Consider the following 25,228-nt stretch of genomic DNA (forward strand, 5'->3'; position numbering starts at 1 on the left):
AGGGATGTCGTTGCGGTTTACGGCCTGCCGGAGCAGGGTGAGCCGTTGGTGCTGAGCGAGCGGGGTCGGGTTGCTGGTGGAGCGGTGCGGAATGGCGGCGTTGATGACGGCCGTGGCGGAGGACGGCATCTCGGTGGTGTTCTCCTCCCACGTCGTTGCGGAGCTGGAGTTCGTAGTCGATCTCCGAGTAGCCGCAGACCTCGCGACTGAGTGCCTCGGCCTCGTCCAAGGTGGCCGTCGACAAGATGGCGCGAGCCAGTTCGTTGCGGCTCAGAGCGTCGTCCAGGTCGACTTCGTGGACGGTCGGGCCCTCGTCCGTGAGCGGGATGGGGAGTCCGGCGTCGGGGACTTCGCAGATGCGATCACGATGGACAGCAAAGAGGCCCGGGCCTCTGACCTGGGCCTTCTCCATGGAGCGGGTGACGAGAATCGAACTCGCGCTCTCAGCTTGGGAAGCTGATGTTCTACCATTAAACTACACCCGCGTAAGACGCCATACCGATTCGGCTGGTGTCCGAACGCTCGCTCACTGTACCTCATGTCGGACCCCCGGTGTCGCAGCCGTGGGGTCCGCTGTCGTTCCGGGGTGTGGATGGGGCTGCGAGGGGCGGGAGTTGGGGCTACGGTGAGGGAAGTGGAGAGGGGGCCAGTGCGGTCGGAGTGCCGCCTGGAGAGCCGCGCCTTTGATCCCGTAATGTGGCTTTCGTCGTCCGTCGCAGACGTGAGACGAAGGCTCTTGGGGAAGGGACTCAGAGGACTTGATGGAGCGCACCGTCGTCCGATGTGCCGAGGGGCACGTGTTCAGTACCGCTTCGTTCCCGATGCAGCAGGCCGAGCGCCTCGGACCCGGTCGGCTCGTCCGGTGTCCGCGTTGTGCCCGGCTCCGCAGCGCGGTGCCGGTGGCCTTGGAGAAGCAGTAGCGGTAGGCGCTGAGGGCGCGTGGAGTCGTCACGATTGGGGCGAGTCCACGCGCCTTGCGTATTCTCGGGACGTGCTTCTCTCAGACAAGGACATCCGGACCGAGATCGACAAGGGCCGGGTCGTGATCGACCCGTTCGATCCGACCATGGTGCAGCCCTCGAGCATCGACGTGCGGCTTGACCGCTACTTCCGGGTGTTCGAGAACCACAGATACCCGCATATCGACCCCTCGATCGAGCAGGTCGACCTGACCCGGCTCGTCGAGCCCGAGGGCGACGAGCCGTTCATCCTGCACCCCGGGGAGTTCGTGCTCGCCTCGACGTACGAGGTCATCTCGTTGCCCGACGATCTTGCGTCGAGGCTTGAGGGGAAGAGCTCCCTCGGGCGGCTGGGGCTCGTGACCCACTCCACCGCCGGGTTCATCGACCCCGGTTTCTCCGGGCATGTCACGCTCGAGCTGTCCAATCTCGCCACCCTGCCGATCAAGCTGTGGCCGGGCATGAAGATCGGGCAACTGTGCATGTTCAAGCTCAGCTCGCCGGCCGAGTACCCGTACGGCAGCGAGCGCTACGGCTCGCGTTACCAGGGCCAGCGCGGACCCACCGCCTCCCGCTCCTTCGTCAACTTCCATCGGACCCAGGTGTGAGCAGGACATGACCAACATACGGGAAAACCTGACCTACGAGGCCTTCGGGCGGGCCGTCCGCGAGCTCGCCCAGACTGTCGCCGACGACGGCTACGAGCCGGACATCGTGCTCACCATCGCGCGCGGCGGTGTGTTCGTGGCAGGCGGCCTCGCCTACGCCCTCGACTGCAAGAACATCCACCTGGTGAACGTCGAGTTCTACACCGGGGTGGGTACGACGCTCGAAATGCCGGTCATGCTCGCCCCCGTCCCCAACCTGATCGACTTCACCGACAAGAAGGTGCTGATCGCCGACGACGTGGCCGACACCGGCAAGACCCTGAAGCTGGTCCGCGACTTCTGCGTCGAGACCGTCGCCGAGGTCCGCTCAGCGGTGATCTATGAGAAGTCCCACTCGCTCGTGAAGTGCGAGTACGTGTGGAAGCGCACGGACGATTGGATCAACTTCCCGTGGAGTGTCCTGCCTCCTGTCGTCTCCCGGGCGGGGCAGGTCCTCGACGCCTGAGGGACGCGGGTGGCGCCGGTGGGCGGACCCCTGCGGTACGCGGAACGAGACGCGAGGAGGCCTCGTCGCCTGGGGCGACGGGGCCTCCTTCATGGGCTCGGGGGCGCCGGACGCGGTGCCGGCTAGAACGTGCCGAGCTTCACGATCGACAGGATCGCGATCAGCTGGATCGCCGACGCGCCCAGCGCCTTCGGCCACGGCAGGTCGTGGGACTTGGCGACCATCAGGGTCAGCAGCGCCCCCGCCGCCACCCAGGTCGCCCAGCCCAGGAGCTGCACGAAGGGGGCGTTGCCCCCGAAGAACATCGCGACGACCAGGCGCGGCGCGTCCGTGATGGCCATGATCAGCATGGAGAGGCCCACCGTGGGCTGCCAGGCGCCGTCGCCGCCGAGCTGGCGGGCCAGGGTGTGGGTGACCACGCCGAGGACGAAGGAGCTGACGACGAACGCCACGGCCGTCGTCAGGACGATCGGGATCGCGTTCGACAGCGCGGCGTTGATCACGTCCTGGCGTGCGCCGTCGAAGCCGAAGACCGCCAGCAGGCCGTAGAGGAAGGACACGATGAGGGCCGGGGCCCACATCGTGTAGTCCCGCATCTGGAGGAAGGTCTGGGTCGGGGAGAACACGAGGCCCCGCAGCAGGTCCTTCCAGTGCAGACGCGGGCCGATGGGCGGCGCCGGGGACTGGCCCGCGCGGTAGGTCCCGCCCTGGTTGTACGGATCCTCGCCGACGGAGAACGCCTGGGTGTGGCCCGGATTGTCGGCCGCGTACGGGTCCGGTGTCAGGGGATGGCCCTGACCGCCGCCGTCCCCGAAGTACTCCGGCTCGCCCTGGCCCTGCGGTGCACGCCACTGAGGCTGACCGCCGTAGGGCTGTGCACCGCCGTACTGCTGCTGCGGCGCGGAGGGGTAGCCGTACGACGGGCCCTGCGGCGCCTGCTGTCCGTACGGGGGTTGTTGCGGTCGCGCTTGAGGAGCGCCGTTGTCCCGGCCGCGTCCGTTCCTGAATCCAGCCACGTCTTCGAACGTACCTGGTCCCGGAGAGTGACATGCCGGGCCCGGCCCGACGGGACCGGCTTTGCTGCCGAGCTGTGACATCCCCTAAGGGGTCCTCGGGCGGGGAATCCGGGGAATCAAGGGGGCGCGGGAGGGTTACGGCATCGGGAGGGCCAGGGGGATCGGGAGGACCGGGGGGATCGGGGGGACCGGGAGAAATACGGGATCGCACCCGCCGTCCTCACCGAGCCCGAGCCCGCCCCCGCGCCCAGTGCGCGGCCGTGAGGGCGATGAACCGGGTGTTGCCCACGGCGTAGCGCAGGAACATGCGGCGTGGCTCCTGGGCCAGGCGGTGGAACCATTCGAGGCCGGTCCGCCGCATCCAGCGCGGTGCCCTGCTGCGCACTCCCGCCACCACGTCGAAGGAGCCGCCGACGCCGACGACCAGGGCACAGCCCAGCTCCTGCTGCCGGTGGGCGAGGAAGTACTCCTTGCGCGGGCTCGGCACGGCGAGGAACAGCAGGTCCGGGCGGGCCTCGCGGACGGCCGCCACCACCTCCGGCTCCTCGGTCTCGTCCCAGTAGCCGTCCCGGTGTCCGACGACGTCGACGCCCTGCCGGGCGGCGATGCGCGCGGTCTCCCGGACCACCTCCGGCTCCGCGCCCAGGAGGTAGACCCGGTATCCGCGGCGCGCGGCGCTGCGCCACATCGCCAGCATGAAGTCGATGCCGGCGACCCGCTCGGGCAGCACGCTGCCGAGGAGGCGGCCCGCCCACACGACCGACTGCCCGTCGGCGTTGACGAGCGCGCAGGAGCGGATGATGCCCGCGAGTTCGGGATCGTCGTGCGCCTGGACGATCTTGGCGGCGTTCAGCACGACATGCTGGTGGGGGCCGCCGTTCGCGATCAGCGCCTCGGCGGCCGCCACCGACTCCTCCAGGGTGAGCGGGTGGACGGGCAGCCCGCACACTGTCACCGTCCGGCCCGGACCCGTCGGTCCGGCCTGCGCTTTCTCGTGCACGAGCGGGGTCGTGGGCACGCCGTGTCTCCGTTCCGTCAACGATGCCGGGCCAGGCCCAGGTTCTGCCAGAACCGTACGAACTCCTCGGTGACGCGGCCGGGTTCGTACTGCGGGCGCAGTTCCTCCCAGGCTTTCTGCTGGCGTCCTCGGATGTCGTCGATGTCGTCCGCGCACGCCTTGAGGAACCCGGTCACGGACTCCACCGTCGGCCCGACCTGCTCCACGCAGCTCTGGCCGAACAGCTCGGCGCTCCCCGGCGACGGGGTCGCCGCGACGGCGCAGCCCGCCTGGAGTCCTTCGAGCAGGACGAAGGGAAGGCCCTCGACCCAGCGGGCCGGCAGGACGAACACGTCGGCCTTCGTCCAGAACGACAGGGCCTTGGAGAGGTCGAGGACCCCGAGGTCCTCGTCCACGCACGCCATCTGGCCGAGCGGTACGTCGTGCCGCATCCCGGCGACCCGGAACTCGACCGCGAGGCCCTGCCTCTTCAGCGCCTCGACCGCGCCGCACACGAGGTCGAACCCCTTGACCCGGCTCATCGTGCCGATCCAGCCGACGCGCAGCGTCCGGGACGGGGCGGAGTCCCGCGCGCGGGGGGCCGCCGGGGGTGCGGGGTTGCGCAGCACGGTGACCGACGCCGTACGGCAGCGGCTGGCCCGCACCTGCGCCGCCACCGCCTCGCTGAGCACGATCCAGTGGCATCCGCCCAGCGACGCGCGCAGCACCCTGCTCGCGGCGAGCCGGGCGGGCAGTTGCGCGCCATGGAGGTGCAGGACCGTGGTCGAGCCGGCCAGTTTGGCGAGCAGGACCAGGAGCACGTCGCGCAGCAGGGGCAGGCCCCACTGGGAGACCGGCAGATAGACGGCGCTCGGTGCCGTTCCGATCAGCAGGCAGGCGGCCTCGCCGAGGGCCGCGACGGTGGCCGAGGCCTTGGCGGACCAGGAGGCGGCCAGCCGGTCGGAGCCGGCTCGGCTCGCGGAGAGCGAGATGACCGCCCGCACCTGGCAGCGGCTGGTGAGAACGGGCGTGAAGAACTCGGCCGCCCGGCCCATTCCACCGAGACGCGGACTGTGTCGGAAAACGAGGACGGTCGGCCCGGCGGACTGCCGCCGAAAACGTGGAAGGACGGGAAACATTCCCTGTCTCCGGTCATGGGGTGCGGGATGGCGCGGCTCGGGTGAAAGGGCAGCGAATCAACCGAAGCACCTGCCCTGCGGGGAAGTCCAGTGCAACACGTCGGCACGCTTTCTTCATACGGTATCCGGGACCGGACTCATGGGGCGCGTCATCGCGCGGATCCGGTATTCCGGACCGGCGTGATATGAATCGACGGAGTTGGCGAAAGGGAGGGCTGTGAGCTTTTTCAACTCCACTCCTCAGTTTTATTCCGACTTCGCCGCGGTATGTGCCGCCGTCTGTGTCGTCTCCGTTCTGGCGCTGGCGGTGTGCCTGCGCGGGGCGGGCTGGCTGCTCTGGGCGGCCTGTCTCGTGCCGCTCTTCCTGCTGGGCAGGACGTATGCGACGGTGGGCGTCGCCCCGTTCTACGCCATGGATGTCCTGGCCGCCTTCGCGCTGCTCGCGACCCTGCACACCTGGGGGCCGCGGGTGTTCTCGGAGAAGCGGCTGCGCTGGTTCCGTGCCGCTGCCGTGGGCCTGGCGGTGATGACGTGCCAGGCGGTGTACCGGGGGATGGGTGCGGGGTATCCCGAGGCCCTCAAGGGCCTGATCCTGGGCCTGTATCCGGTCCTCGGGTGGTGTGCGGCGACCTGGTTCCTCACCCGGCCCGTGGACGAGGCCGTACGGTGGCGGTGGGTGCTGTACGTGCCGACCGCAGGGGTGTTGCTGACGTGGCTCCTCGACACCCCGCTGCCCGCCGCGGCCTGGGGCCTCTACCTGGCGATCGCCGGTGCGTTCGGTGCGCAGCTGAGGCTGCGGGGGAACAGCCGGCTGCTGCTGTGGACGCTGGGCGGAGCGGCCCTGATGACCTCCATCGCGAGCAAGCGGGGCCCGCTCCTGGCGGTGGTGGCGGCGATCGCGGCCACCACGGTGGCGGGGCGGGTGCACCGGGGGCGGGTCGTCCGCCTGCCGGTGCTGTCGTGGAGCATCGCCACGGTCGGGGTGCTCGGCGTGCTCGGATTCACCCTCTCCGGGCAGGACGTCTCCGGTATGCCCGTGGTCGGCGGTCTCGCGACCCGGGTGTCGCGGTCCCACGACGCCAGCACCGAGGCGGGCGCGAACGTCGAACTGCGGCTGGAGATGTGGCGGGAGGCCTTCCGGTCGGTCCGGGAGGACCCGCTGCTGGGCGCGGGGGCCGGACATCCCATCGAGGTGGTCGGACACGGCAGACACCTGAACGCCCCCAGAGCCGGCCCGCACAACTCGTTCGTCGGATACGTCTACTACCTGGGCTGGCCCGCGGGCATCGCCGTGGTCCTGCTCGTCGCCGCGACCCTGTGCCGGACCTGGCGGGCCCGGCGCCACCCCGCGGCCGCGTCCTGGTTCGGGGCGACGGTGGGGGTCGCCCTCACCGCGTCCACCAACGTCGCCTTCGAGACCACGTACATCGGTCTGCCCTCGTGGCTGGTGCTCGCCTGCGCCTACGCGCTGGTCGGCGTCCCACGCAGGGACGGGGAGGCCGTCGGCGGCTCCCGGGTCACGGTGCCGGCCGGCCGCGAAGTCCGGGCCGGCCGCCCCCGCCCCGGCAGGGGACTCCCATGGCCCGTGTCCCCGGCGGTGCCGGAGGTGCCCGCCGGGTCCGCGCACCCGGCGGTGCCTGTCTCCTCCTGAACCGGCGCACCCCGCCACACCGCCGCCGAGCCGCGCACGGAAATACCCGCGAACCCCGGTGAATACGGCCGCACGGGGGATGTGCGGCCATGACCGTGAGGGGATTGAGGAAATATTTCCCTAGGCTGTGCTCGGGGGAGGCGCGAACCGGCCGCCCGGAAAGGGAAATGAAAATACGGTCGGCCGCCGAATCGTCCCGCCTCACCACAGGGAGTGTGTGTGACAGTCAGAAAGGCGCTCATCACCGGGATCACCGGCCAGGACGGCTCCTATCTCGCCGAGTTGCTCCTGGAAAAGGGTTACATCGTTCACGGGATCGTCCGGCGTGCCTCCACATTCACCACGAGCCGTATCGAACACCTCTACCAGGACCCGCATGATCCGAAGGCCCGGCTGTTCCTGCACTACGGCGATCTGACGGACGGCAGCAGGGTCGCGGGCCTCCTCGAACGCGTGCGGCCCGACGAGGTGTACCACCTGGCCGCCCAGTCGCATGTGCGCGTCTCCTTCGACGAGCCCCTCTTCACCGGGGACACCACGGCGCTCGGCACCACCCGGCTGCTGGAGGCCATCCGCACCACCGGCCTGCCCTGCCGCTTCTACCAGGCGTCCAGTTCCGAGATGTTCGGCGCCTCGCCCCCGCCGCAGCATGAGGGAACCCCGTTCCACCCGCGCTCCCCGTACGGGGTCGCGAAGGTCTACGCGTACTGGATCACCCGCAACTACCGTGAGGCGTACGGTCTCCACGCGGTCAACGGCATCCTCTTCAACCACGAGTCGCCGCGCCGCGGACCCACCTTCGTCACCCGCAAGATCGCCGCCGCCGCGGCCCGGATCAAGGCCGGACTGCAGGACACCCTGTATCTGGGCAACCTCGACGCGCGACGGGACTGGGGCTACGCCGCCGAGTACGTCGAGGCGATGTGGCGGATGCTGCAACAGGACGAGCCCGACGACTACGTCGTCGCCACGGGCAGCAGCCACAGCGTGCGCGACTTCGTCGCGTACTCCTTCGCCCACGTCGGCCTCGACTGGCGCGCGCATGTGCGCTTCGACGAGCGGTATCTGCGCCCCAGTGAGGTCGACGACCTCGTCGGCGACGCGTCGAAGGCCGCGCGCGTTCTCGGCTGGCGGCCCACCGTCCGGGCACCGGAGCTGGCACGGCTCATGACCGACGCGGAACTCGACGTCCTGCGGGGCGGCGAACGGCCCCTGGCGGCGACGGTTCCCGCGCCGGCCCAGGCGCCGGCCGTCCACGGGCGTCAGGCGGGAGCGCCGTGACAGTCCCGCGCCCGCCGCGCGACCTGAGCCCGGCCGGGCGGCCGTCCGGGGCGGCGCAGGTTCCCGCGGCCCGCGCGCCCGAGGGCGCGGACGGCGCGCGCAGGCCGCGTTTCGCCGGTTCCGTCGTCCGGTCGGTCGGCGCGCGAGCCGTGACCCTCCCGGTCACCGCCGTGACCAACCTGGCCCTCGCGCACACCGTGGTCGGCGCGGTCGGGGTGCCCGGCTACGCGCAGTTCGCCCTGGTCACCACCCTGCCGGCGGTGCTGCCCCTGACGGACCTGGGTGCGGGAGCCGCCATCACGGAGGCCGTGGCCCGTGACACCTCGCGCGAACGGCGGCTGGTGCGCGGCGCGGTCCTCACGGCGGCGCGCAATCTGATGTGCGCGGGAGCCGTCATCGCCGTCCTGGGGGTGACGCTGGCCCTGTTCGGGATGTGGGGCACGCTGCTGGGGGAGGCGGCGCAGCCGGGGTCCGACCTCACGGTGGCCGTCGCCTCGGTGCTGTTCGGGTGCAGTATGCCGCTCGGGCTGAGCCGGTCCGTCCTGCTGGCCGTGAACCGCAACGACGTCGCGTTCCTGCTCCAGGGCGCCGGCAGCGCGCTGCTGTTCGCGCTCGTGCTGCTCGCCGCCCGACTGGGCGCTCCCACCGGCGCGTTCGTCGCGGCGGCCTTCCTGTCGCAGTGTCTGGTGAGCGCTGCCGGCGGGGTGCTCGCCGGCCGGTACGCCGGGATGCCGCTGCTCGGTATGACCGTGGGCAGCGTCCGGGCGTCGGCGGTGCGGGACCGGGTGCGGATCGCGCATCTCGCCCTGCCCATGACCGTCGTCACCGCGGCGACGGCCGTCGCCTACGCCACCGACCGGCTTGTCCTCAGTCATACGGCCGACGCGGCGGCGGTCGCCGGTTATTCGGCCGGTGCCCAGTTCTTCGCGCCGGCGAGCAGCCTGCTGGGCGCGGCCGGGCTGCCGCTGTGGGCCCTGTTCGCCCGCCGCAGGCGCGCGCCGGGCGCGCCCCGGCGGCAACTCGCCGGGTTCACCGTCTGCTTCGCGGCGGGCAGTCTGGTCGTGGGCGCGGGGATCACCGTGCTCGGGCCGGTCGCGGGCACCTGGATGATGCACGGGCGCATCCAGGTGGGCACCGGCCTGATGGCCGCGTTCGCCGCGCTGCTGTTCGTGCAGGCGGCCGCCTACCCGGCCACCATGTGGGCGACGGACGAGGCGGGGCTCCGCTTCCAGGCGGTCGCCTGCACGCTGATGGCCGCGGTGAACCTCGCCGTGTCCATTCCCCTGGCGCGGCTGGGAGCGGAGGGCCCCGTCATCGGCTCGGTCGCCTCCTACGCCGTCTTCGTGCTCGTCCCCACCCTGTTCCGAGCCTTCCGCCCCTGGACGGCGCCGCCGTCGGCGCGAGGGCACCACCGCGTGTCGCCGCAGAGGTCCTCACCGTGATCAAGCTGATCAAGTCCGCCTTCCACCGCGAGGCCGAGACCCGGCGCGCCCTCGCCGAGTTCGTGCTCCGCGGAGACGTGCTGAGCATGAACGAGCAGTGCCGGGCGTTCGAGCAGGCCTTCGCCGCCCGGCAGGGGCGGCGCCACGCCGTCTTCGTCGGCAACGGCAGCGTGGCCAACCTGCTGCTGATCCAGGCCCTGCTGAACGAGGGCCGGCTCCGCCGGGGAGACCGGGTCGGCTTCTCGGCCCTGACCTGGCCGACCAACGTGATGCCGCTCATCCAGCTCGGTCTTCAGCCGGTGGCGGTCGACTGCGAGCTGGACACGCTCAACGTCTCGCCGGGCACCCTCGAGCCGCATGTCGCCGGCCTGCGGGCGCTGTTCCTGACCAACGTCCTCGGGTTCTGCGACGATCTGCCCGCGCTGCGGGTGATGTGCGACGACCACGGCGTCCTGCTGCTGGAGGACAACTGCGAGGCCCTCGGGTCGCGTACGGCGGGCACGCTGCTCGGCAACTTCTCGCTCGCCGCCACGTTCTCCTTCTTCGTCGGCCACCATCTGTCCACCGTCGAGGGCGGGATGGTCTGCACCGACGACGAGGAACTGCACGAGCGGCTGGTGATCTCCCGGGCACACGGCTGGGACCGCGACCTGTCGCCGGAGCGGCAGGCGAGGCTGCGGGCCGACGCGGGCGTGGACGACTTCCACGCCCGGTACACGTTCCACGATCTGGCGTCGAACTTCCGGCCCACCGAGCTCAACGGGTTCATCGGCAACCGGCAGATCCGGTACTGGGACGAGATCGTGGACGCCCGCGCGGCCCACTTCGCGCGCTTCAGGCAGGCCATGGCGGGCAACGGGGACGTCCACCAGTACGACCTGTCCCACATGGACCTCGTGTCCAACTTCGCGATGCCGGTGGTCTGCCGGACGCCGGAGCTGGCCCGGAAGTACCGTGCCGAGTTCGAGGCGGCGGGGGTGGAGATCCGCCCGGTCATCGCGGGCGACATCACCCGGCAGCCGTTCTACCGCCGCCACGTCCGCGACTCGGCCGCGCGTCCGGTGGCCGGTCTCGTCCACACGGGCGGCTTCTACTTCGGCAACAACCCCGACCTCACCGAGGACGAGGTGGCCACGCTGTGCGAGCTGCTGGGCGGATGAGCGACGTCATGGACCGGCGAGCACGGATCTACGTGGCCGGGCACACCGGCATGGTGGGCGCCGCCGTCGTCCGGCGGCTGCGCGAGGAGGGGTACGACAACCTGGTGCTGCGCACCCGCGCGGAACTCGACCTCACCGACCAGGCGGCCGTACGGGACTTCATGGCGGCGCACCGGCCCGCGTACGTCGTCGACTGCGCGGCCAGGGTCGGCGGCATCAAGGCCAACATGACCCGTCCCGCGGAGTTCCTGTACGAGAACCTCCAGATCCAGAACAACCTGATCTGGTCGGCCCGGGACGCGGGGGTGGAGACGTTCCTCTTCCTCGGCAGCTCGTGCATCTACCCCCGGGGATGCCCGCAGCCGATGCGGGAGGAGTACTTCATGACGGGCCGCCCCGAGCCGACCAACGAGGCGTACGCCTACGCCAAGATCGCCGGGATGAAGCTGTGCGAGTACCTCCACGAGGAGTCCGGCAGGAACTTCGTCTCGTGCATGCCGACCAACATCTACGGCGAGGGGGACAACTTCGACCCGGAGACCTCCCATGTGATCCCGGCACTGCTGCGGCGCGTGCACGAGGCCCGCGAGGCGGGGGCGCCGGAGGTCGTGATCTGGGGGACCGGGGACAGTCGCAGGGAGTTCCTGCACGTCGACGATCTGGCCGACGCGGTGCTGTGGCTGCTGGGCCACCACCGCGCGAAGCGGTTCCTGAACGTGGGCACGGGCCAGGACATCTCCGTACGGGAGCTGGCGGAGCGGATCCGGCGCCTCGTCGGGTACGAGGGCGCGCTGGTCTTCGACGCGGCCAAGCCCGACGGCATGCCGAGGAAGGCGCTGGACGTGTCGGCGCTGCACGCGGCCGGCTGGCACCACCGGATCGGCTTCGAGGAGGGCCTGCGCCGTACGTACGACTGGTACCTCGCCCAGGTGGCCCGCACCGGGGTGCCGGCGTAGCCGGGGGCGGCGGCCGTGCCGGGCGCTGTCCCCCGGCGGGCGCTCGGAGCGGGGTCAGCAGCCCTGGGGGGCGCGTCGGCGGCCGGGCAGGCCGGCGGTGCGGCGTGCCGTGGCCTCGATCAGACCGGATCGCGTCGTCGCGCCCCACGCCTTGCTGACGACCTGCGCCAGGGGCCACCAGCACGACTCCAGGCGCAGCGCGGTGGGGCCCAGATAGCGGCGCATGACGCGGCGCCCCTCGTCGTCCGGGCTGGCGCAGGTCACCGTGAGGGAGGTGGAGTGGATCCGGAAGCATCCGAGGACCCGGGGCAGATACACCATGCCGCCGCCCTGCCGCAGCCGCAGATGCAGGTCGAAGTCCATGGCGTAGCGCAGTTCCGGATCGAGCATGCCCGCCTGCCGTACGGCGTCGCGGCGGTAGAGGGAGCCGGGCTGGCCGACGAAGTTCTGGCCGTACCGGGAGAGCCAGGAGGCGAAGGCGCCCGGGCGCAGCGTGTAGAGGGTCCGGTCGTCGGCGTCGATGACCCTCAGCCGCCCGTAGGCCATGGCGGCCCGGGGAGCCCGGTCCAGCGCCTCGCAGGCCGCGGTCAGGCTGTCCCCGGTGAGCAGGTCGTCGTCGCCGAGCCAGGCCAGATACTCGGTGGTGGCGCCCCGCCAGCCCTGGTTGACCGCGTTGCTGAGCCCCCGTCCCTCCTCCACGAGGAAGCGGCACCGGTGGCGTCGCGCCGCGGCGCGCAGGGCGCCCTCCGCGCGGGCGGGGCCGACGAGGACGACCTCCACGGCCTCGCGCTGCCGTCCGACGGAGGCGAGACACTGGTCCAGGTACGCGGGCCGCTCCCCGTTGGACGGCACCACCAGCCGGACTCGCGGAACGGTTCGGGAATTCATTTCCTCTGCGCCCTTTTCTGCTTGGCTTTTCTGCACGACCTGCTGCCGCTGTGCATACGTAGAGCTACACCGGATCGGACGGCCCGTGCGGCCGACACGGCCTGTGCCCGCCGAAAACGATGCGGTCGGAACATGCGCGGCGCGTTGGCGCCGGAAGGGGCGAGGGGCCGGGTCATCCTGTCCGATGCCTTTTCGTTTTCCGTGGCAGACCCTCAGTCAATTCACCTGCGGCACATTTCCGGAAAGGATTTCCACTGGTGTTCTCCACCGTGTGTGTGATCGGCCTCGGCTACATCGGACTGCCCACCGCCGCCGCGCTCGCCACGAACGGGATCGACGTCGTCGGCGTCGACGTGAACCCGTCGACCGTCGACCTCATCAACGCCGGCCGTGCCCCCTTCGTCGAACCGGACCTGGCCGTGGCCGTCAGCGGCGCCGTGGCCATGGGGCGGCTGCGTGCGACGGGGGCGCCCGAGCCCGCGGACGCCTTCATCATCGCCGTACCCACCCCGCTCCAGGACGACCACACGGCGGATCTGTCCTACGTACGGGCGGCCGCGGCCTCGGTGGCGACCGTGCTCAAGGCGGGTGACCTCGTGATCCTCGAGTCCACCTCGCCGCCCGGCACGACGGTGGAGCTGTCCCGGTGGCTCGGCAAGCACCGGCCCGATCTGTCGTTCCCGCACGAGTGCGCCGACGCGCCCGATGTGCGGGTCGCCCACTGCCCCGAGCGGGTGCTGCCGGGCCGCACGATGATCGAGATCGTCACCAACGACCGGGTCGTCGGCGGGGTCGGGGAGGGCTGTGCCGAGCGGGCGCGGGCGCTCTACGAGGTGTTCACCAAGGGGGAGTGCCTGCTGACCGACGCGACGACGGCGGAGATGGCCAAGCTCAGCGAGAACGCCTTCCGGGACGTCAACATCGCCTTCGCCAACGAACTGTCCATGGTCTGCGACCACCTCGGCATCGACGCCGGCGACGTCATCGCCCTGGCCAACCGCCACCCCCGGGTCGACATCCTGCGTCCGGGGCCCGGCGTGGGCGGGCACTGCATCGCCGTGGACCCCTGGTTCATCGTCGGCACCGCGCCCCGGCAGTCCCGGCTCATCCGCCTGGCCCGCGAGGTCAACGACGGCCGGCCGGACTATGTGCTCGGCGAGGTGGTCCGCACGGCCGCCCGGTTCAAGGACCCCGTGATCGCCTGCCTCGGCCTGGCCTTCAAGGCGAACATCGACGACCTGAGGGAGAGCCCCGCCCTGCACATCGTCACGCAACTGGCCGAACGCCAGGTCGGACGGCTGCTCGTCGCCGAGCCGCACATCAGGGAACTGCCGGACGCGCTGGCGCGCACGGGCACCGTCGGGCTCGTCGACGTCACCACCGCCGTGCGGGACGCGGACGTCGTGGTGCTGCTCGTGGACCACGACGCCTTCCGCGGCGTCAAACACACCGCGCTGCGCGGCAAGGCGGTGTTCGACACCCGCGGCTTCTGGCGCTGACGCCCGCCCGCCCGGGCGGGGGTCCGGCAGGGGCTGGGTCTCGCGGGGCCCGCGTCGGGGCGGCCCCGCGCACTCGGACGCGGGCCGGGTCGGGCGGGGGCGAGCCCCGGGCCGACCGCGCGGGCCGGACGTGGAGCCCGGGCGGGGTCCGGCGGGGGAGCGGACTGTGCGGGGGCGATCTACGTCAGGTCCGGCGCGGGAGCGGATCGCTCCGAGGGCCCCGGGGCCGGGCGGAACTCCGTGGGGGGCGGGCACAGCCCCAGCCAGTGCCCGACGGCCCGTACGGTGCGGTCCGCGGCGTGTCCGTCGCCGTACGGGTTGACGGCCTTCGCCATCGCGGCGTAGGCCGCCCGGTCGTGCAGGAGCCGGCGCACCTCCTTCACGATGCGCTCGCGGTCGGTGCCCACCAGCCGGGAGGTGCCCGCCCGCAGGGCCTCGGGACGTTCCGTGGTGTCCCGCATGACCAGCACCGGCTTGCCCAGCCCCGGCCCCTCCTCCTGGATGCCGCCGCTGTCGGTCAGGACGAGGTGCGCGCGGTTCATCAGCCGGGCGAAGGCACCGTACGGCAGCGGCTCGGTGAGACGTACGCCCGCAAGGCCCGCCAGGTGCGGCAGGATCGCGGCCCGTACCACCGGATTGGGGTGCAGCGGCAGCACGATGAGCAGGCCGGGCTCGCTGCGGGCGAGATCGGCCAGGGCCCCGCCGATGGACTCCATGCCGCCGCCCCACGACTCCCGGCGATGGGCCGTCACCAGCAGGACCCGGCGGGGGAGGTCGTCGAGGTCGGCGAGGGCCGGGTCCCCGTAGTGCGCCGTGCGCCCGACCGCCCAGCGCAGGGCGTCGACGACGGTGTTCCCGGTGACCACGACCGACGACGGCGGGACGCCCTCGCGCAGCAGGTTGTCCCGCGCGTGCGCGGTGGGCGCCAGATGGAGGGACGCCAGTCGGGTCGTGAGCCGGCGGTTGATCTCCTCGGGGAACGGCGCGTACCGGTCGTCGGTGCGCAGCCCCGCCTCCAGGTGCACCACCGGAATCCGGTGGTAGAAGGCGGCGAGCGCCCCGGCGAACGCGGTCGTGGTGTCCCCCTGGACCAGCACCGCGTCCGGCCGCTCCCGCTCCAGCACGGGGCACAGCCCGGCCAGGACCCGCACGGTGATGTCGGCGAGGGACTGGCGCTCGCTGAGGATGTCGAGGTCGTGGTCGGCGCGGATGCCGAACAACGCGTGCACCTGGTCGAGCAGTCCGCGGTGCTGGGCGGTCACCGTCACCGTCGGCCGGAAGAGCGGCGACCGGTCGAGGGCCTCGATGACGGGGGCCATCTTGATGGCCTCTGGTCTCGTTCCGTAGACGACCATCAGTCGTTTCACACCCGAGTCTCCTTCCGCACGGCGCCGGACCGCTGCCGGGACGGCACTGCACCGGCGGCCGGACCGCCCCGGAGCGGAAGAAGCGCTCATCGGGCACCAGCGAATCGCTGTTCCACGGCGCCGCCCGCCATGCCGGGGGCGTGTTCACCCGGTCGAATGGAGATGTTCGGCTGTCTGGTCCGCTCGGCGGGAGGGGGAACACGCTCCGTCACATCGCGTCCCTACAGTGCGCCGTGGCCCACGTACCGCTCCCGTGGCGGGCGTTTTCCCTCCCGTAAAGGCAGGAAATGAAAACAGTCCTCCTGTCCCCGCGCACCGGTGCCATCACGGTGGGAGACATTCCCGCCCCCGAAGCGGCCCCCGGGACGGTGGTGATCCGCAACGAGTGGTCGCTCATCAGCGCGGGTACGGAGCGGGCCACCGTCTCGACCGGCGCGCAGAGCCTGATCGGTAAGGCGCGGCAGCGCCCGGACCAGGTGGCGCAGGTGATCGACAGCGTGCGGCGCACCGGCCTCGCCGAGACCTACCGGACCGTCAGGGAGCGCCTGGACCGCCCGGTGCAGCTCGGCTACTCCTGCGCGGGCACGGTCCTCGGGACGGGCGAGGGCGCCCATGACATCCGTCCCGGGACGCGGGTCGCCGCGGCCGGGGCCCGCTACGCGTCGCACGCGGAGATCGTCGCCGTGCCCCGCAACCTCGTGGTCCCCGTGCCGGACGGGGTGGACACCCGGTGGGCCGCCTTCGCCACCGTCGGCGCGATCGCCCTCCAGGGCATCCACCAGGCGGAGGCGGTGCCGGGGTCACGGATCGCCGTCATCGGCCTCGGGCTGGTCGGCCAGATCACCCTTCAGCTGCTGCGCGCCTACGGCTACGACGCGGTCGGCATCGACCCCGACCCGGCCATGGTGGCGCTCGCCGGATCGGCGGGACTCGTGGCCTTCCCGCGCGGCGCGGACGGCCTGTCCGGCGCCGTGGTCCGGCACTGGGCGGGCGCCGGCGCGGACGCGGTGCTCATCACCGCCGCCACGGCCAGCTCCGACCCCGTGGAGTTCGCCGGTCAGCTCGCCCGGGACCGGGCCACCGTGGTCGTGGTCGGCGATGTGGGCGTGGCGCCGCCGCGGTCGTCGTACTACCACAAGGAACTGTCGATCCGTTATGCCCGCTCCTACGGCCCCGGCCGCTACGACCCCCGCTTCGAGGAGGGCGGCCACCCCTACCCCGAGGGGTATGTCCCGTGGACGGAACGCCGCAATCTCGCCGAGGTGCTGCGGCTGACGGCGGCGGGGGCGCTGGACCTCTCCCTGCTGAAACCGCGGATCTTCCCCGTCGAGGACGCGGCCGACGCGTACGAGGCGCTGAAGCCGTCGCCCGGCGGACGCGGTGTCGCCCTGCTGCTGCGCTACGCAGGGACCGCCGAGCTGCCGCCCCGGCCCGCCGCCCCGCCCGGCTCCGGCACCTGGACCGCCCCCCGGGGCACGCTGCGCCTCGCGGCGATCGGCGCGGGCAACTTCGCCACCAGGACGCTGTTTCCCGAGCTGAAGCGGGAACCCGGCGTCGCCTTCTCGTGGGTCGCGGGCGGACGGGGGCTGTCCGCCGCTCACCAGGGGCGGCGGTGGGGTTTTCGCACCGTCGCCGAGAGCGTCGAGGGCGCTCTCGCCTCCGGTGACGCCGACTGCGTGATGGTGCTCAGCCGCCACGACAGCCACGGCCGGTACGCGGCCCGGGTGCTGCGCGGCGGCGCCGCCCTGTACTGCGAGAAGCCCCTCGGCCTGACCGAGACGGAACTGGAGGACGTGGCCGACGCCTGGCTGGACTCGGGCGCCCCGGCGATGGCCGGGTTCAACCGGCGCTTCGCCCCCGCGGTGCGGGACCTGCGCGCCGCGCTCCCCGCCGGGGCGCCCCTGCAGGTGGTCTACCGGGTGTTCGCGGGCCGGCTCCCCGCCGACCACTGGTACTTCGACCCCCGGCAGGGCGGACGGCTGCTCGGCGAGGTCTGCCACTTCATCGACACGGCGGGCTTCCTCGTGCCCGGGGGACCGGTCGCGGTGCGGGCCGTCGGCGTGGACGGGAGGGACGCCGCGACCGCGCAGAGCGTCACCCTCCAGCTCACGTACGACGACGGCTCGGCCGCCTGTGTCGTGTACGGGGGACTGACCCCGCCCGGCGCCCCCAAGGAACTGCTGGAGGTCGCCGCCGACGGGGTGGCGGCCAGGATCGACGACTTCCGCTCGCTGACCGTGTGGAAGGGGGGCCGGGCGGCCACGACGGCCTACCGCGGCGGGCCCAAGGGGCACGCGGCCGAGATGCGGAGCCTCGTTGGGCTGGTACGGGGCGAGGTGCCGGGCGAGGCGGCGGCCGCCGCCGACTTCCCCTCGGCGCTGTGGAGTTCCCTGGTGGCCTGTCGCGCGGTCCGCTCGCTCACCGAGGACCGCGTCGTGGACACGGCCCCCGCCACACCCGCGCTGGCCCGGGCGCTGGGCTGCCCGGCGCCCGGTGCGGCGGCCGTACCGAAACCCGGCGGCCCCGCCGAGGCCACGGCGGCGCCCTGATGTGCGGCTTCGTCCTGCTGCTGAACCGGGCCGCGCGCCACCGGCCGCCGTCGCGGCCGGACCCGTGCGCGGTGCTCGCGCACCGCGGGCCCGACGCCGACGGCCATCTGGCGCTCGACGGGGGCGACTGGCGCGCGGAGCTGCACTTCCGCCGGCTGGCGGTGGTGGACCTCGACCCGCGCAGCGACCAGCCCTTCGGCATCCCCGAGCGGGGGGCGCTGGTCTACAACGGCGAGATCTACAACGCGCCGCGGCTGCGTGAGCTGCTGCGCGGGCGCGGGGTGGCGTTCACCACCGAGGGCGACACCGAGGTCCTCTACGAGCTTCTGCTGCAACCGGACGCCTCCCGCCTGCTCGACCAGGTGGACGGGATGTTCGCCTTCGCCCTCGTGCTGCCCGGCGGCGAGGTCCGCTACGGGCGCGACCGGCTGGGCGTCAAACCGCTGTACGCGGCGACGGACGCGGGGGGCCGGCTGGCCGCGCTCGCCAGCGAGATCGAACCGCTGCGGGCCGCCGGTCTGGCCGGTGACGCCGATCCGGTCGCGGTGGCCCAGGGCGCCATGTTCCTGTGGACACCGCCGCCGCGGACGGGCTGGCAGCGGGTGCGTGCCGTACCGGCCGGGACGGTGCTCGCCGCGCGCGCTCCCGGATATGACGAGGTGTCCGTGCACTGGCGGGCGGGTGCCGCCGCGCCCGCCGCGGACATCGGCGCCGCGGTCCGCACCTCGGTCGCCCGGCAGCTGCACGCGGATGTGACGGTGGGTCTGCTGCTGAGCGGGGGCCTGGACAGCACCTGGCTCGGCGTGGAGATGGCCCGGCACGGCTTCGCGGGGCCCTCCTTCGCCGCGCGGCCCCGCACCCCGGCGGCCGGCGCGGAGCCGTTCGAGGACGACGCGCCCTACGCGGCCCGGGTCGCCCGCCGGCTGGGCCTGCCGCTGACGTGGGTGGACCTCGACGTCGATGTGCTGCGCCGGATCCCGGACCTGGTCGCCACCACCGAGGTGCCCTTCGGGGATCCCGCCGCCGTCGCCCTCATGCAGCTCTCCCACGCCGCCCGCGGCGAGGCCACCGTGCTGCTGTCGGGGCTCGGGGTGGAGGAGCTGTTCCTCGGGTACGAGCGCTACCAGGCCGTCTGGCTGCTGCAACGCTTCCCGGCGTGGGCGCGCCCCGCCCTCGGCGCCACCAGCGCGGTCCCGGCGCCCCGGCGCTACCGGGGCCGCGCGGACAAGTTCGGGCGGCTGCTCCAGCTCGGCGCGCTCGACTGGTCCTGGGCGACACAGGCGTACTACTCCGGACGGGAGTGGGCGGCGCTGTCGCCGCTCGTCGGCCTCGACGCGGTCACCGAGCGGCACCGCGAGGTGGCGGGCGGCGTCCTGGACGCGGGCGGCACGCCGCTCACCGCGCTCGCGGAGTGCGACCGGCGGCTGTTCCTGCCGGGGCTGAACCTGCTGTACGCCGACCGGGCGTCGATGCGGGCGAGCGTGGAGCTGCGGGTGCCCTTCCTGGGGGAGCCGGTGGTGGCCGCCGCGCTCGGCGCCGTCGCCGAGGACCAGGTGCGGCTGGGCGACGGCAAGGCGCGTTTCCGCGCGGCGGCGGTGGCGTCCGGGGTGCCCGAGTTCGTCGCCCGGCGTCCCAAGACGGGGTTCGGGGCGCCGGTGCGGTCGCTGCTGCGGGAGCACGGAACCCGGCTGTGGCGGGAGGTACGGCGCTCTCCGCTGTTCGACGACGTCTTCGACCGGCGTACCGCGGACCGGCTGGTCGCCGAGCACGTCCAGGGCCGGCGGGACCGGGGGCTGGCGGTGTTCGGCCTGCTGTGCGCGGCCGTGTGGTGGGAGCGGAACGCGGTGGCGGGACCGGGACGGACCGCGGACGTCCTGTCGGGCTACGAGGCGGCCGCCGTCGGCTGATCCCCGGAGGCCGCCAGTCGCGGTCCGCCGCTCAGGGCGCGGTGCAGGGCGGTCAGCGCGTCCAGCAGGGGTGCGGCGCTCCAGCGCGGCGACTCCCACAGGGCCCGGTTCCTCCGGGGGCGCCCGGCCCGCCGGCCGGGGCCGAGGCCGGGATAGCGGTCCACGACGGCCGTCAGCACGGCACACGCGAAGCCGGGGGCGGCGAGGCCGCGTTGGGCCGCCCAGGCAGCCATTCGTACCGCCGTCGCGTCGTTGTTGGGGTCCCGGCGGGGCCGGCCGTTCGCGAAGTAGCGGGGCAGGGGCCCGTCGAACAGGTCCCGCAGATAGTGCCGCACCCCTCGGTCGAGAGGGGTCCGCACGTCCGTCCCGAGCCGTGTTCCCGCCTGGTGCAGGCGCAGCAGCACATATCCGGTGTGGAAGCCGTCCACCCAGTCCAGGTTCGGGCCCTCACCGTACGGCCAGGAGCCGTCGGCGCGCTGGCCCGCCAGGCCGACCTCGACCGCGTCGCGGGCGGCGGCGGCCAGGCGGTCCGCGAGGGCGTCCGGCAGGCTGCCGGTGCGGGACAGGCGGGCGGCGAGCGCGGCGCCCATGAGGTTGGCGTTGTGGACCAGGACGCCGCTGGTGGGGGTGTAGGTGAAGAACTCCCCGTTGTGCAGGTGCTCCAGCAGTGCGCGGGCGAGCGCGAGCACGGCCTTCTCGTCGAGCGTCCCGGTGTCCAGGCAGCCGTCCGCGCAGAAGGTGGTGGCGACCAGGTTGGGGACGGAGGCCGGGTAGTGGGCCCAGCGGGTCTGCACGTCGAACTCGTAACGCCACAGCCCGGCGTGGCGCCCGGAGAGCTGCTCGGCCGCCGTGTGCCGGCCCAGCCGCAGGGCGCGTTCCCGCCAGGCGGGGGAGCCGGCGAGCCGGGCGCAGGCGCTCGCGGCGGTGCCGGTGGCCGTCGCGGTGCGCAGCGGACGGATGCCGAGGGCGGGGCGCAGGTCGAGCGGGCTGCGCTTGACGGTCTGCAGCAGGCCCTGCCGGAGCACTCGGTGCACGGCCGCCCGTCCGAGCGGTCCGGTCAGCCCGTCGTACGGGTCGGGGCCCGCCCAGCCCCGGCTGTCGGCCCAGGCGAAGAGCCGTTCCGCGAGGGCGTGCACGTCCGCGCTGTCGTATCGGGGTGCGTCCGCGCTGTCGTACGGCGTGAGGAGTCCGGCTTCCGCGGCGGGCAGGCCGCGCCTCGGGGCGTCGGCGGAGGCGGTGGTCGACGGCATGGGCCCTCCCGGGTGGATCGCCGGTGCGGTGATGGGTGTCGATGCCGCTGTTCGGAGCTCTTAGTAGGCGCCGGTGCCCGCGAGCACGGCGCGCACCGTCCGCACGAGCACTCCGACGTCCACGGACAGCGACCAGTTGTCCACGTATCCGAGGTCCAGGGCGACGGTCTCGTCCCAGGACAGATCGGAGCGTCCGCTGACCTGCCACAGGCCGGTGAGCCCGGGTCTGACGGCCAGCCGGCGCAGTTCCATCTCGTCGTAGCGGGCGACCTCGTCGGGCAGCGGCGGCCTCGGGCCGACCAGGGACATGTCCCCGCGGACGACGTTGAACAGCTGGGGCAGCTCGTCCAGGGAGTAGCGGCGCAGCACCCGGCCGACCCGGGTGACCCGGGGGTCGCGGCGCATCTTGAACATGCGGCCGTCGTTCTCGTTGGTCTGGGCCAGCCGGTGTCTGAGCCGCTCCGCGTCGGCGACCATGGTGCGGAACTTGGCCATGGTGAAGGGCACCTGGCCGCGGCCGATACGGGTCTGCCGGTGGATGACGGGGCCCGGCGAGTCCAGCCGTACGGCGAGGGCCACCGCCGCGAACACCGGGGAGAGCAGCAGGATCAGCAGCGCCGCGCCCAGCCGGTCCGTCGCCGCCTTCAGCAGTGCGCGCGGTCCCCGGCCCACCGGCGGGGCCACGTTCAGCAGGGTGAGTCCGGCCACGGAGGAGACCCCGACCCGGCGTCGGGCCACCTCGGTCAGGCCCGGCACGACCACGAGCGGGCACTGGGCGCCGTGCAGGGCCCACGACAGCCGCCGCAGCCGGGCTCCGGTCAGGTGCGGTCCCGGTACGACGACGACCACGTCGACGCCGAGCCGCCGGGCCGCCTCGAGCACCGGTGCGGAGTCGGCCGACATGTGCGGCGGTGCCTGTCTGCGCAGCCGGGCGGCGACCGGGGCCAGGTCGTGCGGGTCCTCGTCGCCGATGGGGCACACCCCGACGACGACGAACTCGTGGTCGGTCCGTTTCGCGAGGTGGCTCACCAGACCGTCGACGGCCTCCGCCTCCCCGATCACCAGGGCCCGGCGGACGGCCTGGCCCGAGCGGCGCCGGATCAGCAGATGCCGGTGGATCAGCGTGTGCACGGCGGCGCTCGCCGGGGCGCACGGGACGAGGGCGGCCAGGGCGAGGAGGAAGGGGGACTCCTCGCCCGTCGCCGCCCGTACCACCGCGAGCAGTCCGACCAGCACCAGCCAGTCCTGCAGCGCGGGGCCGGCGGTGTCGCCCTCGCCGAGCCGGCGTTCGGCGTAGCGGTTCCGCGCGGCGCGCACCAGCAGCCAGGCCAGGGCCGCCACCGTCGCGTACGCCATCGCGTTCCTGCCGTCGGCCGGGGCGAAGGCCGCCCACACCGGTGCCCCGGCGGCGGTCGCGTCGCCGAGGACGGCCGCGGGCGCGTACCAGGCGGGCTTGCCGGTGGTGCGGCGCCCGGCGGGTGGCTGCTCCCGGATGACCTGCGTCCGTGCGGGTCTCGTCATTGGTGCGTGGGGCATTGTCTCCCCGAACAGCCACATGCGCCCTCCAAGAGGAGCGGAACGGACGAATCGAGTGTGTACGGCGGTCTGTGGGGGAGCGGGGCACGACGCGGGGGACGGGGAACTCTCACCCGATGAGCAGAACGTCGGGCCCGGTGCGCGGACGCCGGGGCACGCACGAGGGGCCGGGGTCGCCCGCTGGCGGCCCCGGCCCCTCGTCGGCGTTCGTACGCGGGCTACTTCACCGGCTCGGGCTCCGGCGCGTTCTCCGTCTCCGCCTCGCCCGCCGGGTCGGCCGGCGTCCTGACGGAGTCGAGCAGGAGCTGGGCCACGTCGACGACCTGGACGGACTCCTTGGCCTTGCCCTCGTTCTTCTTGCCGTTGACCGAGTCGGTCAGCATGACGAGGCAGAACGGGCAGGCCGTGGAGACGATGTCGGGGTTGAGGGAGAGGGCCTCGTCGACGCGCTCGTTGTTGATGCGCTTGCCGATCCGCTCCTCCATCCACATCCGGGCGCCGCCGGCGCCGCAGCAGAAGCCGCGCTCCTTGTGGCGGTGCATCTCCTCGTTGCGCAGGCCCGGGACCTTGCCGATGATCTCGCGCGGCGGCGTGTAGATCTTGTTGTGGCGGCCCAGGTAGCACGGGTCGTGGTAGGTGATGATGCCCTCGACCGGCGTGACCGGGACCAGCTTGCCCTCGTCGACGAGGTGCTGGAGGAGCTGGGTGTGGTGGATGACCTCGTAGTCGCCGCCGAGTTGCGGGTACTCGTTGCCGATCGTGTTGAGGCAGTGCGGGCAGGTCGCGACGATCTTCTTCGCCGACTTCGGCTTCTTCGACTCCGCCGTGACCTTGCCCTCGTCGTCCAGTTCCTCGCCGAACGCCGTGTTCAGGGCCATGACGTTCTCCATGCCGAGCTCCTGGAACAGGGGCTCGTTGCCCAGGCGGCGGGCGGAGTCACCGGTGCACTTCTCGTCGCCGCCCATGATCGCGAACTTCACGCCCGCCATGTGCAGCAGCTCGGCGAAGGCCTTCGTGGTCTTCTTGGCGCGGTCCTCCAGGGCGCCGGCGCAGCCGACCCAGTACAGGTACTCGACCTCGGTGAGGTCCTCGATGTCCCGGCCGACGACCGGCACCTCGAAGTCGACCTCCTTGGTCCACTCCAGGCGCTGCTTCTTCGCCAGGCCCCAGGGGTTGCCCTTCTTCTCCAGGTTCTTGAGCATCGTGCCCGCCTCGGACGGGAACGCGGACTCGATCATCACCTGGTAGCGGCGCATGTCGACGATGTGGTCGACGTGCTCGATGTCGACCGGGCACTGCTCGACGCAGGCGCCGCAGGTGGTGCAGGACCACAGGACGTCCGGGTCGATGACGCCGTTCTCCTCGACGGTGCCGATCAGCGGCCGCTCCGCCTCGGCGAGAGCCGCGGCGGGCACGCCCTTGAGCTGCTCGGCGGAGGCCTTCTCCTCGCCCTCCGCGGTCTTGCCGCCGCCGGCCAGCAGATAGGGGGCCTTGGCGTGCGCGTGGTCGCGCAGGGACATGATCAGCAGCTTCGGGGAGAGCGGCTTGCCGGTGTTCCAGGCCGGGCACTGCGACTGGCAGCGGCCGCACTCGGTGCAGGTGGAGAAGTCCAGCAGGCCCTTCCAGGAGAACTGCTCGACCTGGGAGACGCCGAAGACGTCGTCCTCGCCGGGGTCCTCGAAGTTGATCGGCTTGCCGCCGGAGGTCATCGGGAGCAGGGCGCCCAGGGAGGTCGCGCCGTCGGCGTTGCGCTTGAACCAGATGTTCGGGAACGCCAGGAAGCGGTGCCAGGCGACACCCATGTCGGTCTTCAGGGCGACCGTGATCATCCAGATGAAGGAGGTCGCGATCTTCAGGCCCGCGAAGAAGTAGGTGAGGGTCTGGAGCGTGGAGGTGTCCAGGCCCTCCAGCCAGGACACCACGGGGTACGAGAGGAAGAACGAGGCCTCGTAGCCGTCCACGTGGTGCTGGGCGCCCTCCAGCGCGTGCAGCATGAAGATGCAGACGCCGACGATGAGGATGACGGCCTCGACGAAGTACGCCTGACCGAAGTTGGAGCCGGCGAAGCGGGACTTGCGGCCCGGTTTGTTCGGCTTGCTGAGCTGACGGATCACGATCAGGACGGCGATGCCGAGCACCGTCATCGTGCCGATGAACTCGACGAAGACGTTGTACGGCGCCCACTCGCCGATGGCCGGCAGGAGCCAGTCGGCCTTGAACAACTGGCCGATGGCGTTGACGATCGTCAGCAGCAGCGAGAAGAAGCCCACCGCCACGAACCAGTGCGCGATGCCGACGATGCCCCAGCGGTTCATGCGGGTGTGGCCGAGGAACTCCCGGGCCACGGTGACGGTGCGCTGGAGGGGCTCGTCGGTGCGGGTGCCCGCGGGCACGTTCTGGCCGAGCCGCGTGAAGGTGTAGATCTGCAGGAGGGCGCGGGCGAACAGGGCCACGCCGACCACGATCAGGACCAGCGACACGATGATCGCGGCGAGTTGCATTTGGGGGCTCCTCGGGC

General features: G+C 72.4%; 18 protein-coding genes, 1 tRNA gene and 1 pseudogene. 10 read left to right on the forward strand and 10 right to left on the reverse strand.

Annotated elements, in window-relative coordinates:
• Positions 1 to 169: 169 nt before the first annotated feature.
• Positions 170 to 358, reverse strand: a pseudogene (locus ACWD5Q_RS11050) (DUF1152 domain-containing protein); the annotation flags it as partial.
• A gap of 53 nt (positions 359 to 411) precedes the next feature.
• Positions 412 to 485 (reverse strand) — tRNA-Gly (locus ACWD5Q_RS11055).
• A 506-nt stretch (positions 486 to 991) separates the two neighbouring features.
• Here ACWD5Q_RS11055 and dcd point away from each other — a divergent pair.
• Both dcd and ACWD5Q_RS11065 read left to right on the forward strand, forming a co-directional pair.
• Positions 992 to 1,567, forward strand: a complete 576-nt coding sequence (gene dcd / locus ACWD5Q_RS11060; protein WP_451426731.1) for a dCTP deaminase — start codon at positions 992 to 994, stop codon at positions 1,565 to 1,567.
• Positions 1,568 to 1,574: 7 nt separating this feature from the next.
• Positions 1,575 to 2,072: a phosphoribosyltransferase gene (locus ACWD5Q_RS11065; RefSeq protein WP_451426732.1), complete on the forward strand. Its 498-nt coding sequence runs from the start codon at positions 1,575 to 1,577 to the stop codon at positions 2,070 to 2,072.
• Between the two features lie 122 nt (positions 2,073 to 2,194).
• Here the strand turns inward: ACWD5Q_RS11065 and ACWD5Q_RS11070 are convergent, their stop codons facing one another.
• The 3 genes from ACWD5Q_RS11070 to ACWD5Q_RS11080 form a co-directional block, all read right to left on the reverse strand.
• Positions 2,195 to 3,169: a YIP1 family protein gene (locus ACWD5Q_RS11070; RefSeq protein ID WP_451426733.1), complete on the reverse strand. Its 975-nt coding sequence runs from the start codon at positions 3,167 to 3,169 to the stop codon at positions 2,195 to 2,197.
• Positions 3,170 to 3,308: 139 nt separating this feature from the next.
• A complete protein-coding gene (locus tag ACWD5Q_RS11075) occupies positions 3,309 to 4,106 on the reverse strand; it encodes a WecB/TagA/CpsF family glycosyltransferase (protein WP_451426734.1) in 798 nt (265 codons plus the stop codon).
• A 17-nt stretch (positions 4,107 to 4,123) separates the two neighbouring features.
• A complete protein-coding gene (locus ACWD5Q_RS11080; RefSeq protein WP_451426735.1) occupies positions 4,124 to 5,140 on the reverse strand; it encodes a glycosyltransferase family 4 protein in 1,017 nt (338 codons plus the stop codon).
• 301 nt (positions 5,141 to 5,441) lie between these two features.
• Here ACWD5Q_RS11080 and ACWD5Q_RS11085 point away from each other — a divergent pair, with 301 nt between their 5' ends.
• The 5 genes from ACWD5Q_RS11085 to ACWD5Q_RS11105 all read left to right on the forward strand — a co-directional run bounded on the left by ACWD5Q_RS11085 (position 5,442) and on the right by ACWD5Q_RS11105 (position 11,714).
• The gene (locus ACWD5Q_RS11085) at positions 5,442 to 6,875 is read left to right on the forward strand and encodes an O-antigen ligase family protein (protein ID WP_451426736.1); all 1,434 of its coding nucleotides are present in this window, start codon (positions 5,442 to 5,444) and stop codon (positions 6,873 to 6,875) included.
• 219 nt (positions 6,876 to 7,094) lie between these two features.
• Complete coding sequence (gmd, locus tag ACWD5Q_RS11090) at positions 7,095 to 8,156, forward strand: GDP-mannose 4,6-dehydratase (protein ID WP_451426737.1); 1,062 nt, start codon at positions 7,095 to 7,097, stop codon at positions 8,154 to 8,156.
• A complete protein-coding gene (locus ACWD5Q_RS11095; RefSeq protein ID WP_451426738.1) occupies positions 8,153 to 9,598 on the forward strand; it encodes a lipopolysaccharide biosynthesis protein in 1,446 nt (481 codons plus the stop codon). Before gmd ends, ACWD5Q_RS11095 begins: the two co-directional genes overlap by 4 nt.
• Complete coding sequence (locus ACWD5Q_RS11100; protein WP_451426739.1) at positions 9,595 to 10,758, forward strand: DegT/DnrJ/EryC1/StrS family aminotransferase; 1,164 nt, start codon at positions 9,595 to 9,597, stop codon at positions 10,756 to 10,758. The genes ACWD5Q_RS11095 and ACWD5Q_RS11100 overlap by 4 nt, the downstream gene beginning before the upstream one ends.
• Before the next feature lie 8 nt (positions 10,759 to 10,766).
• The gene (locus ACWD5Q_RS11105) at positions 10,767 to 11,714 is read left to right on the forward strand and encodes a GDP-L-fucose synthase family protein (RefSeq protein ID WP_451426740.1); all 948 of its coding nucleotides are present in this window, start codon (positions 10,767 to 10,769) and stop codon (positions 11,712 to 11,714) included.
• 54 nt (positions 11,715 to 11,768) lie between these two features.
• On the opposite strand, the gene ACWD5Q_RS11110 is transcribed toward ACWD5Q_RS11105, so the two are convergent.
• Complete coding sequence (locus ACWD5Q_RS11110) at positions 11,769 to 12,602, reverse strand: glycosyltransferase (protein ID WP_451426741.1); 834 nt, start codon at positions 12,600 to 12,602, stop codon at positions 11,769 to 11,771.
• Between the two features lie 257 nt (positions 12,603 to 12,859).
• Between ACWD5Q_RS11110 and wecC the strand changes: the two genes are divergently transcribed.
• A complete protein-coding gene (gene wecC, locus ACWD5Q_RS11115; protein WP_451426742.1) occupies positions 12,860 to 14,101 on the forward strand; it encodes a UDP-N-acetyl-D-mannosamine dehydrogenase in 1,242 nt (413 codons plus the stop codon).
• A gap of 179 nt (positions 14,102 to 14,280) precedes the next feature.
• Here wecC and wecB read toward each other — a convergent pair whose 3' ends face one another.
• The gene (gene wecB / locus ACWD5Q_RS11120; protein WP_451426743.1) at positions 14,281 to 15,468 is read right to left on the reverse strand and encodes a non-hydrolyzing UDP-N-acetylglucosamine 2-epimerase; all 1,188 of its coding nucleotides are present in this window, start codon (positions 15,466 to 15,468) and stop codon (positions 14,281 to 14,283) included.
• 287 nt (positions 15,469 to 15,755) lie between these two features.
• Here wecB and ACWD5Q_RS11125 point away from each other — a divergent pair, with 287 nt between their 5' ends.
• Both ACWD5Q_RS11125 and ACWD5Q_RS11130 read left to right on the forward strand, forming a co-directional pair.
• A complete protein-coding gene (locus ACWD5Q_RS11125) occupies positions 15,756 to 18,017 on the forward strand; it encodes a bi-domain-containing oxidoreductase (protein WP_451426744.1) in 2,262 nt (753 codons plus the stop codon).
• Positions 18,017 to 19,924, forward strand: a complete 1,908-nt coding sequence (locus ACWD5Q_RS11130; RefSeq protein ID WP_451426745.1) for an asparagine synthetase B family protein — start codon at positions 18,017 to 18,019, stop codon at positions 19,922 to 19,924. The genes ACWD5Q_RS11125 and ACWD5Q_RS11130 overlap by 1 nt, the downstream gene beginning before the upstream one ends.
• Here the strand turns inward: ACWD5Q_RS11130 and ACWD5Q_RS11135 are convergent.
• From ACWD5Q_RS11135 to ACWD5Q_RS11145, 3 genes are all read right to left on the reverse strand, one after another.
• Positions 19,900 to 21,174: a hypothetical protein gene (locus tag ACWD5Q_RS11135; protein ID WP_451426746.1), complete on the reverse strand. Its 1,275-nt coding sequence runs from the start codon at positions 21,172 to 21,174 to the stop codon at positions 19,900 to 19,902. The two genes, ACWD5Q_RS11130 and ACWD5Q_RS11135, sit on opposite strands and share 25 nt — an antisense overlap.
• Before the next feature lie 60 nt (positions 21,175 to 21,234).
• A complete protein-coding gene (locus tag ACWD5Q_RS11140) occupies positions 21,235 to 22,695 on the reverse strand; it encodes a sugar transferase (protein ID WP_451426747.1) in 1,461 nt (486 codons plus the stop codon).
• Between the two features lie 233 nt (positions 22,696 to 22,928).
• Complete coding sequence (locus ACWD5Q_RS11145; protein WP_451426748.1) at positions 22,929 to 25,211, reverse strand: (Fe-S)-binding protein; 2,283 nt, start codon at positions 25,209 to 25,211, stop codon at positions 22,929 to 22,931.
• Positions 25,212 to 25,228 lie beyond the last annotated feature (17 nt).

It is taken from the genome of Streptomyces sp. NPDC002513 (assembly GCF_053595355.1).

Bases quoted from the DNA above. Each gene is read 5' to 3' on its own strand.
- ACWD5Q_RS11110 (WP_451426741.1), bottom strand. From the start codon at position 12,602: ATGAATTCCCGAACCGTTCCGCGAGTCCGGCTGGTGGTGCCGTCCAAC.
- ACWD5Q_RS11125 (WP_451426744.1), top strand. From the start codon at position 15,756: ATGAAAACAGTCCTCCTGTCCCCGCGCACCGGTGCCATCACGGTGGGA.
- ACWD5Q_RS11065 (WP_451426732.1), top strand. From the start codon at position 1,575: ATGACCAACATACGGGAAAACCTGACCTACGAGGCCTTCGGGCGGGCC.
- ACWD5Q_RS11105 (WP_451426740.1), top strand. From the start codon at position 10,767: ATGGACCGGCGAGCACGGATCTACGTGGCCGGGCACACCGGCATGGTG.
- ACWD5Q_RS11145 (WP_451426748.1), bottom strand. From the start codon at position 25,211: ATGCAACTCGCCGCGATCATCGTGTCGCTGGTCCTGATCGTGGTCGGC.
- ACWD5Q_RS11140 (WP_451426747.1), bottom strand. From the start codon at position 22,695: ATGACGAGACCCGCACGGACGCAGGTCATCCGGGAGCAGCCACCCGCC.
- ACWD5Q_RS11135 (WP_451426746.1), bottom strand. From the start codon at position 21,174: ATGCCGTCGACCACCGCCTCCGCCGACGCCCCGAGGCGCGGCCTGCCC.
- ACWD5Q_RS11130 (WP_451426745.1), top strand. From the start codon at position 18,017: ATGTGCGGCTTCGTCCTGCTGCTGAACCGGGCCGCGCGCCACCGGCCG.
- ACWD5Q_RS11080 (WP_451426735.1), bottom strand. From the start codon at position 5,140: ATGGGCCGGGCGGCCGAGTTCTTCACGCCCGTTCTCACCAGCCGCTGC.
- ACWD5Q_RS11070 (WP_451426733.1), bottom strand. From the start codon at position 3,169: ATGTCACAGCTCGGCAGCAAAGCCGGTCCCGTCGGGCCGGGCCCGGCA.